This is a genomic window from Cedecea neteri (genome assembly GCF_000757825.1).
Taxonomy (GTDB): Bacteria; Pseudomonadota; Gammaproteobacteria; order Enterobacterales; family Enterobacteriaceae; genus Cedecea; species Cedecea selenatireducens.
This window is the reverse complement of sequence record NZ_CP009451.1, coordinates 1528629-1543319: the sequence shown is the minus strand read 5'-3', so window position 1 is coordinate 1543319 and position 14691 is coordinate 1528629. Positions and strand designations below refer to the sequence as shown.

General features: G+C 57.1%; 19 protein-coding genes. 6 read left to right on the top strand and 13 right to left on the bottom strand.

From position 1 onward, the window contains the following. Positions 1–87: 87 nt before the first annotated feature. From ivbL to JT31_RS07060, 5 genes are all read left to right on the top strand, one after another. Positions 88–186 (top strand): ilvB operon leader peptide IvbL, encoded by a 99-nt coding sequence (ivbL, locus tag JT31_RS23030; RefSeq protein WP_071842939.1) that lies wholly within the window; start codon positions 88–90, stop codon positions 184–186. A gap of 108 nt (positions 187–294) precedes the next feature. Continuing rightward, a complete protein-coding gene (ilvB, locus tag JT31_RS07075; protein ID WP_038475002.1) occupies positions 295–1983 on the top strand; it encodes an acetolactate synthase large subunit in 1689 nt (562 codons plus the stop codon). Between the two features lie 30 nt (positions 1984–2013). After that, entirely contained in the window at positions 2014–2298 is a 285-nt protein-coding gene (gene ilvN, locus JT31_RS07070) for an acetolactate synthase small subunit (RefSeq protein WP_038482894.1), read from the top strand. A 207-nt stretch (positions 2299–2505) separates the two neighbouring features. Beyond that, the gene (locus tag JT31_RS07065) at positions 2506–2835 is read left to right on the top strand and encodes a type II toxin-antitoxin system RelE/ParE family toxin (RefSeq protein WP_038475000.1); all 330 of its coding nucleotides are present in this window, start codon (positions 2506–2508) and stop codon (positions 2833–2835) included. Then, positions 2825–3127, top strand: a complete 303-nt coding sequence (locus JT31_RS07060; RefSeq protein ID WP_038474998.1) for an addiction module antidote protein — start codon at positions 2825–2827, stop codon at positions 3125–3127. The genes JT31_RS07065 and JT31_RS07060 overlap by 11 nt, the downstream gene beginning before the upstream one ends. A gap of 7 nt (positions 3128–3134) precedes the next feature. Here the strand turns inward: JT31_RS07060 and lldD are convergent, their stop codons facing one another. From lldD to JT31_RS07035, 5 genes are all read right to left on the bottom strand, one after another. Continuing rightward, on the bottom strand, positions 3135–4277 hold the full coding sequence (gene lldD, locus JT31_RS07055; protein ID WP_038474995.1) for an FMN-dependent L-lactate dehydrogenase LldD: 1143 nt from the start codon (positions 4275–4277) through the stop codon (positions 3135–3137). Continuing rightward, entirely contained in the window at positions 4274–5062 is a 789-nt protein-coding gene (gene lldR / locus JT31_RS07050) for a transcriptional regulator LldR (RefSeq protein WP_038474993.1), read from the bottom strand. The genes lldD and lldR overlap by 4 nt, the downstream gene beginning before the upstream one ends. Then, positions 5059–6714, bottom strand: a complete 1656-nt coding sequence (gene lldP, locus JT31_RS07045) for an L-lactate permease (RefSeq protein ID WP_038474991.1) — start codon at positions 6712–6714, stop codon at positions 5059–5061. Before lldP ends, lldR begins: the two co-directional genes overlap by 4 nt. A gap of 218 nt (positions 6715–6932) precedes the next feature. After that, positions 6933–7673: an SDR family oxidoreductase gene (locus tag JT31_RS07040; RefSeq protein WP_038474989.1), complete on the bottom strand. Its 741-nt coding sequence runs from the start codon at positions 7671–7673 to the stop codon at positions 6933–6935. 13 nt (positions 7674–7686) lie between these two features. Further along, on the bottom strand, positions 7687–8082 hold the full coding sequence (locus JT31_RS07035; RefSeq protein ID WP_038474986.1) for a cupin domain-containing protein: 396 nt from the start codon (positions 8080–8082) through the stop codon (positions 7687–7689). A 156-nt stretch (positions 8083–8238) separates the two neighbouring features. Here JT31_RS07035 and JT31_RS07030 point away from each other — a divergent pair, with 156 nt between their 5' ends. Then, the gene (locus JT31_RS07030; RefSeq protein ID WP_038474984.1) at positions 8239–9147 is read left to right on the top strand and encodes a LysR family transcriptional regulator; all 909 of its coding nucleotides are present in this window, start codon (positions 8239–8241) and stop codon (positions 9145–9147) included. A 288-nt stretch (positions 9148–9435) separates the two neighbouring features. Here the strand turns inward: JT31_RS07030 and JT31_RS07025 are convergent, their stop codons facing one another. The 8 genes from JT31_RS07025 to fdxH form a co-directional block, all read right to left on the bottom strand. Continuing rightward, a complete protein-coding gene (locus tag JT31_RS07025; protein WP_235212925.1) occupies positions 9436–9906 on the bottom strand; it encodes a DoxX family protein in 471 nt (156 codons plus the stop codon). Between the two features lie 19 nt (positions 9907–9925). Then, positions 9926–10672 carry a DNA-binding domain-containing protein gene (locus JT31_RS07020; RefSeq protein ID WP_038474982.1) on the bottom strand — a complete coding sequence of 249 codons (747 nt, stop codon included), beginning with the start codon at positions 10670–10672 and terminating at the stop codon, positions 9926–9928. Further along, on the bottom strand, positions 10669–11505 hold the full coding sequence (locus tag JT31_RS07015; RefSeq protein ID WP_038474980.1) for a DUF692 domain-containing protein: 837 nt from the start codon (positions 11503–11505) through the stop codon (positions 10669–10671). The genes JT31_RS07020 and JT31_RS07015 overlap by 4 nt, the downstream gene beginning before the upstream one ends. 16 nt (positions 11506–11521) lie before the next feature. Next, on the bottom strand, positions 11522–11788 hold the full coding sequence (locus JT31_RS07010) for a DUF2282 domain-containing protein (RefSeq protein ID WP_038474977.1): 267 nt from the start codon (positions 11786–11788) through the stop codon (positions 11522–11524). 92 nt (positions 11789–11880) lie between these two features. Continuing rightward, a complete protein-coding gene (locus JT31_RS07005) occupies positions 11881–12648 on the bottom strand; it encodes an alpha/beta fold hydrolase (protein WP_038474975.1) in 768 nt (255 codons plus the stop codon). A gap of 32 nt (positions 12649–12680) precedes the next feature. Continuing rightward, positions 12681–12944 (bottom strand): DUF1471 domain-containing protein, encoded by a 264-nt coding sequence (locus JT31_RS07000; protein ID WP_370527413.1) that lies wholly within the window; start codon positions 12942–12944, stop codon positions 12681–12683. A 209-nt stretch (positions 12945–13153) separates the two neighbouring features. Next, complete coding sequence (gene fdnI, locus JT31_RS06995) at positions 13154–13810, bottom strand: formate dehydrogenase-N subunit gamma (protein ID WP_038482885.1); 657 nt, start codon at positions 13808–13810, stop codon at positions 13154–13156. Beyond that, positions 13797–14681 (bottom strand): formate dehydrogenase subunit beta, encoded by an 885-nt coding sequence (gene fdxH, locus JT31_RS06990; RefSeq protein WP_038474973.1) that lies wholly within the window; start codon positions 14679–14681, stop codon positions 13797–13799. Before fdxH ends, fdnI begins: the two co-directional genes overlap by 14 nt. Positions 14682–14691: the final 10 nt, after the last annotated feature.

Genomic DNA, 14691 nt, shown 5'->3' with positions numbered 1-14691 from the left:
TTTTAGCGGCCAGCAAAAATCCTGTTGTGCGAAACCGGCGAGTGTGATTTTATCAATGACGACTTTTAACTCAGATTCAGGAAACCCATGACCCATTCCCTGCCAACTTCGACCCTACTACTTACCGCGCTACCAGCCGCGGTGGTCGTCGTGCGTGTGGTGGTGGTCGTCGGCAATGCGCCGTAGGGACTGAATCAACGCATCGATTCCAAACCCCGCCGGCGCAAACCGGGCGGGGTTTCTTGTTTTAAGTGCCTGCCCAGAAGCGAACCGGCTTATTAGAAGGACTGGAGCATGGCAATTTCGGACACACCCTCACAACGCATCACCGGCGCTCAGCTGATTGTAAAAATGCTGGAGCATCACGGGATTACCACGGTTAGCGGCATTCCAGGCGGCACCGTTCTGCCGCTCTACAATGCCCTGAGCCAAAGCACCCGCATTCGCCACGTACTGGCTCGCCACGAGCAGGGCGCGGGATTTATGGCGCAGGGCATGGCGCGTACCAGCGGCAAACCGGCGGTCTGCATTGCCTGTAGCGGGCCAGGCGCCACTAACCTGGTTACCGCCATCGCCGACGCGCGTCTCGACTCCATCCCGCTGGTTTGTATCACCGGCCAGGTACCAACCTCGATGATTGGCGCCGATGCTTTCCAGGAAGTTGATACCTACGGCATCTCCATTCCTATCACTAAACATAACTACCTGGTGCGCAGCATCAGCGAGCTGCCGCAGGTGATTACCGACGCCTTCCGCATTGCGCAGTCTGGTCGTCCTGGTCCGGTATGGATCGATATTCCAAAAGACATTCAGACCGCTGAAATCGACATTGCCGAACTGCCAGCGGTTGCAGCGCCTTCGGCCGCACCGGCCTTTGACCATCAGGACATCGCCCGTGCGGCGGCGATGATCAACGAAGCCAAACGTCCGGTGCTTTACCTGGGCGGCGGTATCATCAGCGCAGGCGCGGCGGAGCAGGCGCGTGAGCTGGCTGAGCGTGCCGGGCTGCCGACAACCATGACGCTGATGGCGCTGGGCACCATCCCCGCGAAGCATCCACTTTCCCTGGGAATGCTGGGGATGCACGGGGCACGCAGCACCAACTTTATCCTCCACGAAGCGGACCTGCTGATCGTGCTTGGCGCACGTTTTGACGACCGCGCGATTGGTAAAACCGAAGAGTTTTGCCCGAATGCAAAAATTATCCACGTCGATATCGATCGCGCCGAGCTGGGCAAAATTAAGCAGGCGAATGTGGCTATTCGCGGCGACGTGCGTGAAGTCCTGAGCCAGCTTATTCCGCAAACCAAAGCCTCCCGGCGCAGCGAGTGGCTGCAAGTGGTGAGCGATTTGCAGCGCGAGTTCCCGTTTGCCACGCCGGGCGCGGACAACCCGCTGATGCCTTACGGGCTTATCAAAGCCGCAGCGGCGTGCGTGGATGATGAAGCTATCGTCACCACCGACGTAGGCCAGCATCAGATGTGGGTGGCTCAGGCTTATCCGCTCAATCGTCCTCGCCAGTGGCTGACGTCGGGCGGGCTGGGCACCATGGGCTTTGGCTTACCGGCAGCGGTTGGCGCGGCGCTGGCTGAGCCTGGCCGTAAAGTGCTGTGCTTCTCCGGCGACGGCAGCCTGATGATGAATATCCAGGAAATGGCCACCGCCGCTGAAAACAATCTGGATGTGAAAATCATCCTGATGAACAACCAGGCATTAGGGCTGGTGCACCAGCAGCAGACGCTGTTCTACCAGCAGAATATCTTTGCCGCGACTTATCCGGGCAAGACGGATTTCATTACCATCGCGCGCGGTTTTGGCCTGGCGACCTGTGACCTGAACCAGGCGGAGGATCCGCACGCTGCACTGCAGGAGGCGATTTCTCGCCCTGGGCCTTGCCTGATTCACGTTCGCATCGACGCCGATGAAAAAGTCTACCCGATGGTGCCGCCGGGTGCCGCCAACACTCAGATGATTGGAGAGTAAGCCATGCAACCATCCATCACAAAACAATCAATCGCTAAACAATCAACCGTCATTCTGGAACTAACGGTGCGCAACCACCCGGGCGTGATGTCACATATCTGCGGCCTGTTTGCCCGCCGGGCGTTCAACGTGGAAGGCATTCTCTGCCTGCCGTTGCAGGAAGGGGATCAGAGCCGCATATGGCTGCAGGTGGGGGACGACCAGCGGCTGGAGCAGATGGTCAGCCAGGTCGATAAGCTGGAGGATGTCGTGCAGATTATCCGCCACGCCGATGACCCGGGAATTTTCAATCGCCTGACCTCATTTGTGCAGTAAGTGAAACAGGGGCTTTCAGGCATATTTTTGAAAGCCCCAGGCCCGCATGCATAAACCCCGGAAGCTGCGCCGCAATCCCGGCATGCCAAAGAACGATTTCAATCAGCCTCAAGTAAAAATCCGTTAGCCTGCCCTGAGAAAAATAAGCGCGACTAAATTTTGTTCGTGCTTGTTTGTTGCTTTAAAGCTACACTCAAGGAGTCAAGGATGAACATGATTACGTTCTTCGAAACGAAAGAAGGAAAAAGGCCTTTCAAGGATTGGCTGCGGGCGTTAAAGAATGCGAGAGCAAAAACCAAAATAGTCATGAGGATCGACCGACTTTCTTTTGGGAACCCCGGCGATAGTAAACCCTGCGGGCAAGGCGTATGGGAAATGCGCATCGATGAAGGGCCTGGTTACAGGGTGTATTACGCCCAGGACGGTAAAGCAGTCTGGCTCCTGCTGGCGGGAGGAGATAAACGTGACCAACAGGCGGATATCGAACGCGCTACAAAATGGTGGCTTGAGCATAAAGGGAGAAAAAATGAAATTTAGCGAATTTGATCAAACGGTTATTGATATGCTCCGCGAAGATCACGCCTTCGCCGTGGACTATCTTAAAGAAGCCTTTATTGGGCTGGACGGTGAAGATGGCGAAGCCATGTTTCTTATTGCCATGCGCCGCCTTGTGGAGGCCAGAGGCGGGTTTACGGAGATTGCCAGAGCGGCAAACCTGAACCGAGAAACGCTTTATCGCACGCTATCCGAGCGTGGAAACCCCACCATCAAAACCACCAAAAAGGTACTGCACGCGGTGGGGATCCACTTTTCAGAGATTGCAGGCTAGCCGCAGATCAGAAGCCCTGGCGAACCAGCAGCTCAGGCGTAATCCCGGCGATAGACTTCGCGCCGGTCAGCGTCATCGCCACACGCATCTCTTTCTCAATCAGGTTTAACAGGTTGGTGACGCCAGCCTCGCCGTGGGTGGCCAGCGCATACAGGAAGGCGCGTCCCAGCAGCACCGTGTCGGCGCCCAGCGCAATCATACGCACCACGTCCAGGCCGTTGCGGATGCCGCTATCAGCCAGAATTGTAATATCGCCTTTTACCGCATCGGCAATGGCGGGCAGGGCGCGAGCGGAAGAGAGCACGCCGTCCAGCTGGCGGCCGCCGTGGTTAGACACCACAATACCGTCGGCGCCAAAGCGAACCGCATCGCGGGCGTCTTCTGGGTCGAGGATCCCTTTAATCACCATCGGGCCATCCCAGAACTCGCGGATCCACTCCAGATCTTTCCACGATATTGACGGATCAAAGTTGTTCGCCAGCCAGCCGATATAATCTTCCAGCCCGGTCGGTTTACCGAGATAGGCGGAGATATTGCCCAAATCATGAGGACGGCCGTTTAAGCCGACATCCCATGCCCACTGCGGGTGCGTTACGGCCTGAAGATAACGACGCATTGCCGCGTTAGGGCCGCTCATGCCGGAGTGGGCGTCACGGTAACGAGCGCCCGGCGTTGGCATATCGACGGTAAACACCAGCGTAGAGCATCCGGCGGCTTTCGCCCGCTCCAGCGCATTGCGCATAAAGCCGCGGTCTTTCAGCACATAGAGCTGGAACCACATCGGGCGGCTGATGGCGGGGGCGACTTCTTCAATAGGGCAAACGGACACTGTCGACAGGGTAAAAGGAATGCCTTTCGCCGCGGCGGCTTTTGCGGCCTGAACTTCTCCCCGGCGCGCATACATGCCGCAAAGCCCCACGGGGCCGAGGGCCACCGGCATTGACAGCGTTTCGTTGAACAGCCTGGTTTCCAGGCTCAGCGCCGACATGTTTTTCAGCACGCGCTGCTTGAGCGCCACCTGTGCCAAATCCTCCACGTTGCGCTTCAGGGTATGCTCGGCATAGGCCCCACCGTCGATGTAGTGGAATAAAAATGGCGGCAGAATGCGCTCGGCGGCGGCACGGTAGTCGGTTGCTGCGGAAATAATCATCGTTTCTTTTCCCTTATTTCATCACTTGCTTCGTCCGGGAGGCGGGTAACGCGTGCCTGACGGGCTTCGTCTTCCTGCAGGGTCTTGATGGTGGCGTGCACGTAGCCGAGGTGCGACTGGGCGGCTCGTCTTGCCCGCTCGGCGTCTCCGGCCAGAATCGCCTGCAACAGTTCGTCGTGCTGCTCGGTTAGCCCGGCAAAAATGGCCGGAACGGTGTACATACGCTGGCGGCTATGGAGCACCGAAGATTGCAGCAGGTCGAAGAACCCGCGCATGGTCTGGAGCAGCACGATATTGTGGGAGGCTTCGGCTATTGCCAGGTGAAAACGAACGTCGGCCTGCGCGGCGAGATCCGGATCGTCGCTCTCTTTAAACTTGAGCGTGGCATCAAAACAGGCGATCAGCTTTTCTTTGTCGGCCTGCGTCGCTCGCATCGCCGCGTACCAGGCCGTGCTGCCTTCAATGGAATGTCTCGCTTCGAGGATATCCAACTGGTAACTGGGGTCACCCTCAACCAGCGTCTTCAGCGGCTGCACGATGCGCTGTTCCGACCACTGCTCGGTCTGGTAGCGCAGATAAGTGCCGCCGCCGCGACGGCTGGCCAGCACGCCTTCGCCAATCAGCTTCTGAATTGCCTCGCGTAAAATCGAGCGCGAACAGCCCAGCCCGGCGGCCAGCTGGCGCTCGGCGGGCAACCGCATGCCCGCCTCCAGGTTACGTTCATTAATCAGCGCCTTAACACGCTCAACTATCTGGTCGGCAAGGCGCGGAACAGCTTCGGTCATGGGATCATCCAGGTTAAAACATAGGCCTGCAGCGTGGTAATCACGCCCACCATGCAGGTGAAAATCAGGCTGTGCTTCACGGTGAAGCGGAACAGGTCTGACTCTTTCCCCACCAGCCCCACCGCCGCACAGGCAATGGCTATCGACTGCGGCGAAATCATCTTGCCGGTGACGCCGCCGGTGGTGTTGGCCGCCACCAGAAGCAGGTCCGACACGCCAATCTGCTGCGCGGTGGTTGCCTGTAGGGCGGCAAACAGCGCGTTAGAAGAGGTGTCCGACCCGGTCAGGAACACGCCCAGCCAGCCAAGGAACGGCGAGAAGAAGGTAAAGGCATGGCCGGTGTGCGCCAGCGCCAGGGCAAGCGTGGCCGACAGCCCGGAATAGTTAGAGATAAAAGCAAACGCCAGCACCATGCCGATGGAGTAAATCGGCAGAGCCAGCTCCTTCAGCGTTTCTCCAAAGGTCGCCAGCGCCGCTTTTGGCTTCATGCGCAGGTAGACAACAGAGATCAGCGCCGCGACCAGGATGGCGGTGCCGGTGGCCGACAGCCAGTCAAACTTAAAGACTGCTGCATAAGGCACGCTCGCGGCAACCACCGGCGGCATTTTGGCCACCAGATTGTCGAGAAACGGCACCGAGAAATTATAGACCCAGTCGGCCATCACGCCGCCTTTGGCGAACAGCGCTTTAAACGGCGGGATGCTCCACAGCGTGACCGTGGCCGTTAAGAACAGGAACGGCATCCAGGCCTTAAGGATCTGCCCGGAGGTGTATTTCTGCGAGGACTGCTCTTGCACGGTTTCAGCCGCACCCTCGCTATCAAAGCGGAAAATACGCACCGGTTTCCAGACCCGCAGAAATGCCGTCAGGCACACCAGCGATACCAGCGACGAGATAATGTCCGGCAGCTCAGGGCCGATAAAGTTGGAGCTGAGATACTGCGCGATAGCAAACGAGCCACCCGCCACGATCACCGCCGGCCAGGTCTCTTTGATACCGCGCCAGCCGTCCATAATCGCCATGATCCAGAACAACACGATAATCGTCAGGAACGGCAACTGGCGGCCTACCATCTGGCCTATCTCGAAGCTGTCCAGACCGGTGACCTGCCCGGCAACGATAATCGGGATCCCCATTGCGCCGAAGGCTACCGGCGCGGTGTTCACTATCAGACACAAACCGGCGGCATAAAGCGGCTTAAATCCCAGGCCGACCAGCAGGGCGGCGGTAATGGCAACCGGCGCGCCAAACCCGGCGGCACCTTCGAGAAATGCCCCAAAGGAGAAGCCGACAATCAGCATTTGCAGACGCTGATCCGGCGTAATCGACAGGATAGAGGAGCGAATAATGTCGAACTGACCGGTCTTTACCGAGATCTTGTAGACAAACACCGCGGCGACGATTATCCAGGCGATGGGCCACAGGCCATAGAAGAAGCCATAAACTACTGAGGCAAGCGCTCTGTCCACCGGCATGCGGTACAGAAACAGCGCGACCAACAGGGCAAGAAATACCGTCAGCGTCGCGGCTTTGTAGCCCTTCATGCGCAGCTTTATCAGCGCGAAGAAGAAGAACAGGATCGGGATCGCGGCAATCAGGCTCGACAGCCAGATATTCCCGAGCGGGTCGTAGAGTTGGGGCCAGACTTGCATGCAGGTGTTCTCCAGGGTGAGGCGTTTATCGTTTTTTTATTAGATTGGTAGGACCAATTTTGCTTTGTAGAGCAAATGATGGCTAATGGTTAATCTTGTGTTAACGGATGGCAACGGTCTGGCGAGCCTTTATCGGCATTTTGTAGAAAAGGGCACGTTTTTAGTGGAATTGGTAGGACCAAAAGACCTCTCCTCCGGGCGGAAGAGAGGGCGAAATGTTAAAGCTCCTGACGGGTAGGGCGGAACAGGATTTCGTTGATGTCCACATCCTCCGGCTGGCTGATGGCAAAGGCGACCACGCTGGCAAACGACTCGGCGGAGATTGCAACGTCGTCGTAGAACTGCTGGATATTGGCCGCCACGTCTGCTTCGGTAATGCTGGTCACCAGCTCGCTCTCAACCGCCCCCGGCGAAATAATTGTCGTGCGGATGTTGTAAGGTTTTACCTCCTGGCGCAGCCCTTCAGATATCACCCGCACCGCCGTTTTGGTGGCCGCGTAAACTGCGCTGCCCGCGCGAACTTTGTGGCCCGCGACGGAAGAGGTATTGATGATGTGGCCGCTTTTTTGCTGCTGCATATAAGGCAGGGCAGCGGCAATACCGTACAGTACGCCCTTAAGGTTGACGTCGATCATCGCATTCCAGTCATCAAACTTTCTGCGTTCGAGCAGCGAATGCGGCATCAGGCCTGCATTATTGACCATTACATCCACTCGCCCGTACAGCGCCAGGGCCTTATCGACCAGCGCCTGCACCTGCTCCGGCTGAGTGACGTCGGTCTGCACCGCTGCTTCCGGGCTCAGGTTAAGATCCTGCGCCAGTTTTTTTAGCCGATCGAGACGGCGAGCGCCCAGCACTAGCTTAGCGCCGTCTTTAACCAGACGACGCGCCAGGGCCTCACCCAGGCCACTGCTGGCGCCGGTGATCACCACAACTTTATTTTCAATGCCTTGTGTCATGTAACCTCCATCGCTATTTTTTGTATTGCTCGTCGCTGACTTTTTCCAGCCATTCAACCGGGCTGCCGTTCAATGACTCGGCAATTGCGATATGCGTCATTGCCGTTTCTGGCGACGCCCCGTGCCAGTGTTTCACCCCTTCGGGGATCCAGGCGATATCGCCCTGGTTCAGATCCTGAATCTCTTCACCCCATTCCTGCAGCCAGCCGCGCCCTTGAGTAACAATCAGCGTTTGGCCAAGTGGGTGTGTATGCCAGGCCGTGCGTGCACCGGGTTCAAAGGTGACGGTAGCCCCACCTACACGTGCGTTTTCCGTGCCGCTAAATGGCGCATCAATGCGCACGGTGCCGGTAAAATAGCTCTCCGGGCCTCGCTGAGAAGGTTGAGATCCGCTGCGGGTAATTTTCATGTCGTACTCCAGATAGCGCATTCATTGATCGTAGAAATACAGTAGTCGTGATTGGCGCAGGGGACTAGCCGGTGAAATGTACAAGAGCTTATGAATCCAGCTCATGAATCTCGCTATACTGGAGGGATTCTGTCACTGATTGAGGCGCGTTCGTCCATGCTAAAAGAGAACTTTCACGATCTAATGTCATTTATGGCAGTGGCGCGTGAACGCAGTTTTACCCGGGCTGCGGCAAAACTTGGCGTTTCCCAGTCAGCCCTAAGCCACGCGATTCGCGGGCTTGAAGAGCGCCTCCAGCTTCGCTTGCTAACCCGCACGACGAGAAGCGTTGCGCCCACTGAAGCCGGTGAGAAGCTGCTTGCCAGCCTGGCGCCTCGTTTTGCTGACCTCGAGAACGAACTTGCCGTTCTGAGTGAAATGCGCGAGCGCCCGGCCGGGAATATTCGCCTTAACGCGGCGGAGCACAGCGTACAGTCGGTGCTATGGCCGGTGCTGCAAACCTTTCTGGTCGACTACCCGGACATCAACGTAGAAATTAGCGTGGACAACGCGCTGACCGACATCGTCAGCGGGCGGTTCGACGCGGGTATTCGTCTCGGCGAGCAGGTGGCAAAAGATATGGTAGCCGTACGCATTGGCCCGGAGCTCAGCATGTCGGTGATTGGTTCGCCCGCTTATTTTGACAAGCACGGTTACCCGGCCACGCCGCAGGATCTCCAGCAGCACAACTGCATCAATATGCGTCTTCCCACCTTCGGTGGACTTTATGCCTGGGAGTTCGAAAAAGACGGGCGCGAGCTAAAAATTCGTGTCGAAGGGCAATTAACATTCAATAGCCTTCGCCAGCGCATTGATGCCGCGTTGCTCGGACTGGGGCTGGCTTTTGTCCCGAGCGATACGGTTACCGACAAGATTGCCGAAGGGCGGCTGGTGCGGGTGCTTGAGGCCTGGTGCAAACCGTTTCCCGGCTATTATCTTTATTACCCCAGCCGCAAGCAGCACACAACAGCCTTCTCTCTGCTGGTGGATGCGCTGAGATATTCGTCCTCACCCACAGATGATTAATCGATTATCGATGAGTTTTTCCGGACGATTTGCGAGTCGCTGCTGAAAATTCGCCGATGACAAAGTCTGAAGGTTCCCGGACCCTTTTTTTAGCCCAGCTCGTAACCTATTGATTTTTCGATTCTGCGCCGTTGTGCCTAAAAAAAGGGTGTGAAGTGGGAAAGAGATGATTTTACGTATTGCAACAGAGGGTTAGCTGTGAAAAGCTCTTGTTCACTGCCGTACAGGCAGTTCAAACCAGCAAGAGCGGCACGGAGAAACTGGTTCCCGTGTCGCCCCTGCATTTTCTCACGCCAGCTTCAGCACTCTGTCCAGTGACCAGCGGCCTGCGCCGCGGGCGATAATCAGCAGCAGCAAACCGCCCCAAATCAGGTGCGTAGGCCATGCATCCGGGTAGACAAAAATCTCAATCACCAGCGTCATAAACAGCAGGCCTGCGGCGGCGAAGCGTGAAAACAGGCCCAGCACCAGCAGAACAGGGAAGGTGTGCTCGGCAAACGTGGCGAGGTGCGCGGCGATGTTATAGGGGATGAGCGGCAGCGCGTATTCGGTGCGGAACAGCTCGTAGGTGGACGGTTTTAGCGTCATAAATCCCGTTACTTTGGTGCGGCCAGACAGGAAAAACACCGCAGCAATGCCTACGCGGGCGACAAGTAACAGCACGCTATCGCTGACGCCTGTCTGAAGCCGGCTCCAGAGTCTATTCCACAGCGAGTGAACTCCCTGCTCCGTCATTTTTTGTTCAGATACTTTCATCATTTAACCTCAAAGAGTGTGATTAAGATGCGGCGAAAATACCGCTGCTAAGCAGGTTGCTGAAAAAGGGGCCGAGGGCGAGGGTTGGCTCGGCCGCCAGAGCCTGTTCGCTGGCCTGGTCAAGGGTTGCTCCCTGGCGGCAGGCGGTCAGAAAAACCGCGCCTCCCTGGCTTAAGGGTTCGGTAAAAATTTGCTGCTGACGGCGAACCAGCAGGGCGCCTTCCCCCTGCCAGTGAATCGTCTCCGGCGTTGCTGTCTGATGGCGGTTGAATGCCCAGAGCGTGAACACCGGCAGCGTGGCATGCCAGTACCAGCGAACGCTGGCCCGCAGCGGTAATGAACGGGTGCCTAACGTCTCCGGAGGAATATTTGCCAGCGTATGTACATCCAACGGGGCCGAAGACTCAGCGCAAAACACCTCCAGCCAGAGCCTGTCCAGCTCCGCTACCGCGCTTAAATACGGCAGCTCGTGGGCTGGTGGATACGCGGCGATAAAAACAGGGAAGGCGTCGCCGTAGCGAATTAATTCCCCTCCGCGCGGCGGTTGTTCAAGCGCGTAGCCGCGCGCCATTTCACGGAAAAAGTCGCGGCCGGTAAGCCGTGAAACGCTGGGGAAGTTAGCCTCCAGAGCGTCCACGCAGGCTTTGATCACGCCGTTGCGGTAAACGGCCATGCCTGGCTGGTGCTGAAAATGGCTAAGCCCGGATCGAGCCTCACCATATAACAGGCCAATAAACGCCTCGTGATAGCGGCTTAAGGTGTTACTCATGCGGTGGTTCCCAGCGTGTCGATGATGTGCTGCGCGCGCTGCTGTTCGGCCAGCAGCTCATCGAACGACGGCAGGTTGTCATCCCGTTCGATAAGCGTGGGTTTTGCTCCCGCTCGCTGAATCAGTTGCTTATACAGCAGCCAGACATCCTCGGAGACTGACCGATCGTGGCTGTCGATCAGCAAAGCACTGCCGCCTTCGTCGGCGCTAAAGCCCGCCAGGTGGATCTCGGTGATACGTTCGGTCGGGAAGCGGTCCAGCCAGGCCACTGCATCAAACTCGAGATTGTGGGCGCTCAGCCAGACGTTATTCAGATCCAGCAGCAGGCCGCATCCGCTCCGGCGGCTGACTTCGTCGAGAAATTCGATTTCATCCCACTCGTGTTCCGGCATTTGCAAATAATGCGTCGGGTTTTCCAGTGAAATCTGGCGGCCCAGCGCATCCTGCACGCGGTTGATATTATCTATGACGCGGTTCAGTACCCGGGTGGTTCTCGGCACCGGCAGCAGGTCGGGGTAATAAACCCCGTTCCAGCGCGACCAGGCGAGGTGCTCTGAAACGAGCGCGGGTTTGATGTCGGTCACTAACGCTCTTAGCTGCGCGAGCAATTGAGCGTCCGGCGGTTCGTCTGCAGCCAACGAGAGCGAAACGCCGTGCAGGGAGATCTGATGCTGCTGGCGAATGGCTGCCAGCCACTCTCTGCGCGGGCCACCCGCCATGAGATAATTTTCACTGTGAACCTCGTACCAAAGGGCCGACGGGCTGCTCCAGGCATCGGCATAATGTTCTGGCTTAAGGCCTAACCCGGCGCCCAAATTGATTGTCATCGTCATGTGAGTGGCCCTTTTATTAACCTTCGGTCAGCGAGCCGTGGCCATTTGGCGTTTGGATCGACGTGCAGGTGCCTGCCGGCACCATCTTGTAGGCATTTTTCTGGTAATCGACCTTAGAGGTCCCTGCGCAGGTGGTGCCCGCGCCGGCCTTGCAGTCGTTATCAGCAGATTTGGCAATACCAAAACAGCGCTCAAGGTTTGGTCCGGTTAATTCAGCGGCAAAAGAGGCCGCGCTGAAAGAAACCAAAGACAGGGCAATAGCGGACATAGCAATACGGTTCATCGTGTTCTCCAGATAATTAAAATGAATTTAGCAACGGTAAATAATCGGCTAATTATTGAGAGCGTTATTTCCTCCTTATTAAATAAGGCGAGTTAATTCCCCGAAGTAATATTCACGGCTTTAAAGATCGTGCGGGCGACATTTCTCGGGTCATAAAGCATCGGCACGTGGCTGACCGGCAATTCAGTGACGTGAGCATGGATTTTCTTCGCCATTGCCCGCTCCAGATCCGGGTTAATCATCCGGTCATTGCTGCCGACCAGGAACCAGCTTGGCTTCTGTTGCCAGGCGGCGGTGGTCACTTTTTCGGTGAAGCTTGCGGCGGCAATCGGCATCTGGGTGATGCCGATAATGTTCTGCGCTTCAGGCGTCGCATCCTGGGCAAAGTCGGTGGCGACGGCCTTCGGGTCTAGGCTCAGGAAGCCGTCCGCGCCCTTGATGATTTTTGCGCTGCCAGGCGGGGCGGGGAAGCTGTTAGCCAGGTCGGCCGTTGACTGGCCTGGCGACGGCGCAAAGGCGTTGATGTACACCAGCCCTTTAACTTTCGGGTCGTTGCCCGCCTCGGTAATCACCGTGCCGCCCCAGGAATGACCGACCAGAATAACGTCACCTTTGGCGCGGGCAATGGCGCGTTTGGTCGCCGCTACGTCATCTTTCAGCGACGTGAGCGGGATTTGCGCGGTGATGATTTCGTAATGGCGCGTTTGCAGCACGGGGATCACCTGCTCCCAGCTGCCGGTGGCATCGGCGAAGGCGCCGTGCACTAACACGATGGTGTGCTGCGTTTCCGCCTGGGCGGCAAAGCCGGTCATCAGGCTAGCCGCAGCCAGCGCCAGCAGCGTTTTACGCGTGGGTTTCATTTCATTTTCCTGTTTTAGGGGGAGGGAATAAATCAGCGGTAAATATCGGCGCTGCCGAAGTAGCTGTTGTTGCCGCCGGCGGAGACAACTCGCCAGGCGCTGGCGCCAGCTTTCTCGGCTTTCTGAGCCAGTTTTTCATTGAGCTGCTCGAGGGACAGCGTGGTGCTCTCGCTTTCAGTGACGGTGCCAATTTTTACCAGGCCCTGGGCGCTATGAACTTCTTTGGCAGCAAAAGCGGGTGCTACGGCAGCGGCAAGTACGAGCGGGAGAATAACGTTGCGGAACAGTTTCATCATAAGCCTCACATATCAGGTCGTTGAACACGTTGCCGCCTGCAGGTGGCGGATGCGCTTATTTAACGCCTGGTTTGTATGTGGGCTGTGTCAGGTGGCGGGGGATTTGTTTTGTTGTTTAGCTGAGCGCGGTGCGGATACAAAACAACACAATTCTTTTGCGTTGTGCCGGGTGAACCCCTCTTCCCGGGCGGAAGAGGGGGAACGAGCGGTTACTTCAGGCCTTCGCGGTTTTCTTTTTTGGCCTCTTCGGCCTCGATAGCGCGATACCAGCGTGGGTGGTGCTTCTTCGCCCAGCGGCGGCTGACTTTGCCGACGATCATGCCCTTAACCGATCCTTTCACCCAAAACGCCATGTACATATGGATCAGGATGGCGTGGATCAGAATAATGGCCGACGCCGCGTGGATAAGCAGGCTGTAGCGAATCATCCACATCGGGAAGTAGTGCGCAAACCACGGCCGCCAGATAATAATCCCGGTCACCAGCAGCACGAAAATCATGCTCATAATGCTCCAGAACATCATTTTCTGCCCGGCGTTGTACTTGCCCACGTCCGCCACTTTATGCTCGTTGCCTTTCAGCACCTCAACAATGCCTTTCAGCCAGGGTAAATCCTGCTTATCGGGAATGTTGTGATGCACGAAGCGCACGAACATAAACATCAGCGCCACAAAAATAGCCACGCCGAAGAACGGATGCAAAATACGCCCCATCTGCGGCGTGCCGAAGGTTTCCGTCAGCCATTGCAGCGTCGGGAAGAACAGCGCGATGCCGGACAGCGACACGAGGAAGAAGCAAATCACTACCGTCCAGTGACAGGCACGGTCGATGAATTTCGTTCTGACAATCATCTTACTCATGCTTATCCTCCTCGTCTTCGTCCACCTCTTCGTTCGGGCCAATGCCGATATAGTGGAAAATCAATGCGCCGAAGGTGGCGACAAACCCCGCCGCCGACAGCGGTTTCAGAATGCCTTTCCACAGGTTGATTGGGGTATCAATCTTCGGCTCTTTCGGCAGGTTGTGGTACAGCTCCGGCCTGTCAGCATGGTGCAGCACGTAAACCACGTGCGTGCCGCCCACGCCCTGCGGGTTATAAACGCCCGCATGTTCAAAGCCGCGTTTTTTCAGCTTCTCAACGCGCTGGTCTGCCATTTCCAGCATCTCCTGGCGGGTGCCAAAGTGAATCGCGCCGGTTGGGCAGGTTTTCACGCAGGCAGGCTCCTGGCCGACGCTCACGCGGTCAACGCACAGGGTGCATTTATAAACGCGGTTATCGTCTTTGTTCAGGCGAGGCACGTTGAACGGACAGCCCGCGATGCAGTAGCCGCAGCCGATGCAGTGCTCGGACTGGAAGTCCACGATGCCGTTGGCGTACTGAATAATCGCCCCGGCGGACGGGCAGGCTTTGAGGCAGCCCGGATCCTCGCAGTGCATACAGCCATCTTTGCGGATGAGCCATTCCAGCTTGCCGTTTTCACGGGTTTCTGAAAAACGCATCAGCGTCCAGGACTTGGCGCTCAGGTCGGCGGGGTTATCGTAAACCCCCACGCAGTGGCCGACTTCGTCGCGGATGTCGTTCCACTCCGAGCAGGCAACCTGGCAGGCCTTGCAGCCGATACAGCTTGTGACATCGATGAGCTTGGTAACTTCTTCCTTGAAGTCACGCGCCCGCGGCGGCGGCGTGAAGCTGTTGGTCGCCGAGCGTTTGATAATATCCTGAGATTGCATGGACATTGTTTTCTCC

Bases quoted from the DNA above. Each gene is read 5' to 3' on its own strand.
- lldR (WP_038474993.1), bottom strand. From the start codon at position 5,062: ATGACCGAAGCTGTTCCGCGCCTTGCCGACCAGATAGTTGAGCGTGTT.
- JT31_RS07010 (WP_038474977.1), bottom strand. From the start codon at position 11,788: ATGAACCGTATTGCTATGTCCGCTATTGCCCTGTCTTTGGTTTCTTTC.
- lldD (WP_038474995.1), bottom strand. From the start codon at position 4,277: ATGATTATTTCCGCAGCAACCGACTACCGTGCCGCCGCCGAGCGCATT.
- JT31_RS07005 (WP_038474975.1), bottom strand. From the start codon at position 12,648: ATGAAACCCACGCGTAAAACGCTGCTGGCGCTGGCTGCGGCTAGCCTG.
- JT31_RS07040 (WP_038474989.1), bottom strand. From the start codon at position 7,673: ATGACACAAGGCATTGAAAATAAAGTTGTGGTGATCACCGGCGCCAGC.
- JT31_RS07035 (WP_038474986.1), bottom strand. From the start codon at position 8,082: ATGAAAATTACCCGCAGCGGATCTCAACCTTCTCAGCGAGGCCCGGAG.
- JT31_RS07025 (WP_235212925.1), bottom strand. From the start codon at position 9,906: ATGATGAAAGTATCTGAACAAAAAATGACGGAGCAGGGAGTTCACTCG.
- JT31_RS07065 (WP_038475000.1), top strand. From the start codon at position 2,506: ATGAACATGATTACGTTCTTCGAAACGAAAGAAGGAAAAAGGCCTTTC.
- JT31_RS07000 (WP_370527413.1), bottom strand. From the start codon at position 12,944: ATGATGAAACTGTTCCGCAACGTTATTCTCCCGCTCGTACTTGCCGCT.
- ilvB (WP_038475002.1), top strand. From the start codon at position 295: ATGGCAATTTCGGACACACCCTCACAACGCATCACCGGCGCTCAGCTG.
- JT31_RS07030 (WP_038474984.1), top strand. From the start codon at position 8,239: ATGCTAAAAGAGAACTTTCACGATCTAATGTCATTTATGGCAGTGGCG.
- fdxH (WP_038474973.1), bottom strand. From the start codon at position 14,681: ATGTCCATGCAATCTCAGGATATTATCAAACGCTCGGCGACCAACAGC.
- ivbL (WP_071842939.1), top strand. From the start codon at position 88: ATGACCCATTCCCTGCCAACTTCGACCCTACTACTTACCGCGCTACCA.
- lldP (WP_038474991.1), bottom strand. From the start codon at position 6,714: ATGCAAGTCTGGCCCCAACTCTACGACCCGCTCGGGAATATCTGGCTG.
- JT31_RS07020 (WP_038474982.1), bottom strand. From the start codon at position 10,672: ATGAGTAACACCTTAAGCCGCTATCACGAGGCGTTTATTGGCCTGTTA.
- JT31_RS07015 (WP_038474980.1), bottom strand. From the start codon at position 11,505: ATGACGATGACAATCAATTTGGGCGCCGGGTTAGGCCTTAAGCCAGAA.
- JT31_RS07060 (WP_038474998.1), top strand. From the start codon at position 2,825: ATGAAATTTAGCGAATTTGATCAAACGGTTATTGATATGCTCCGCGAA.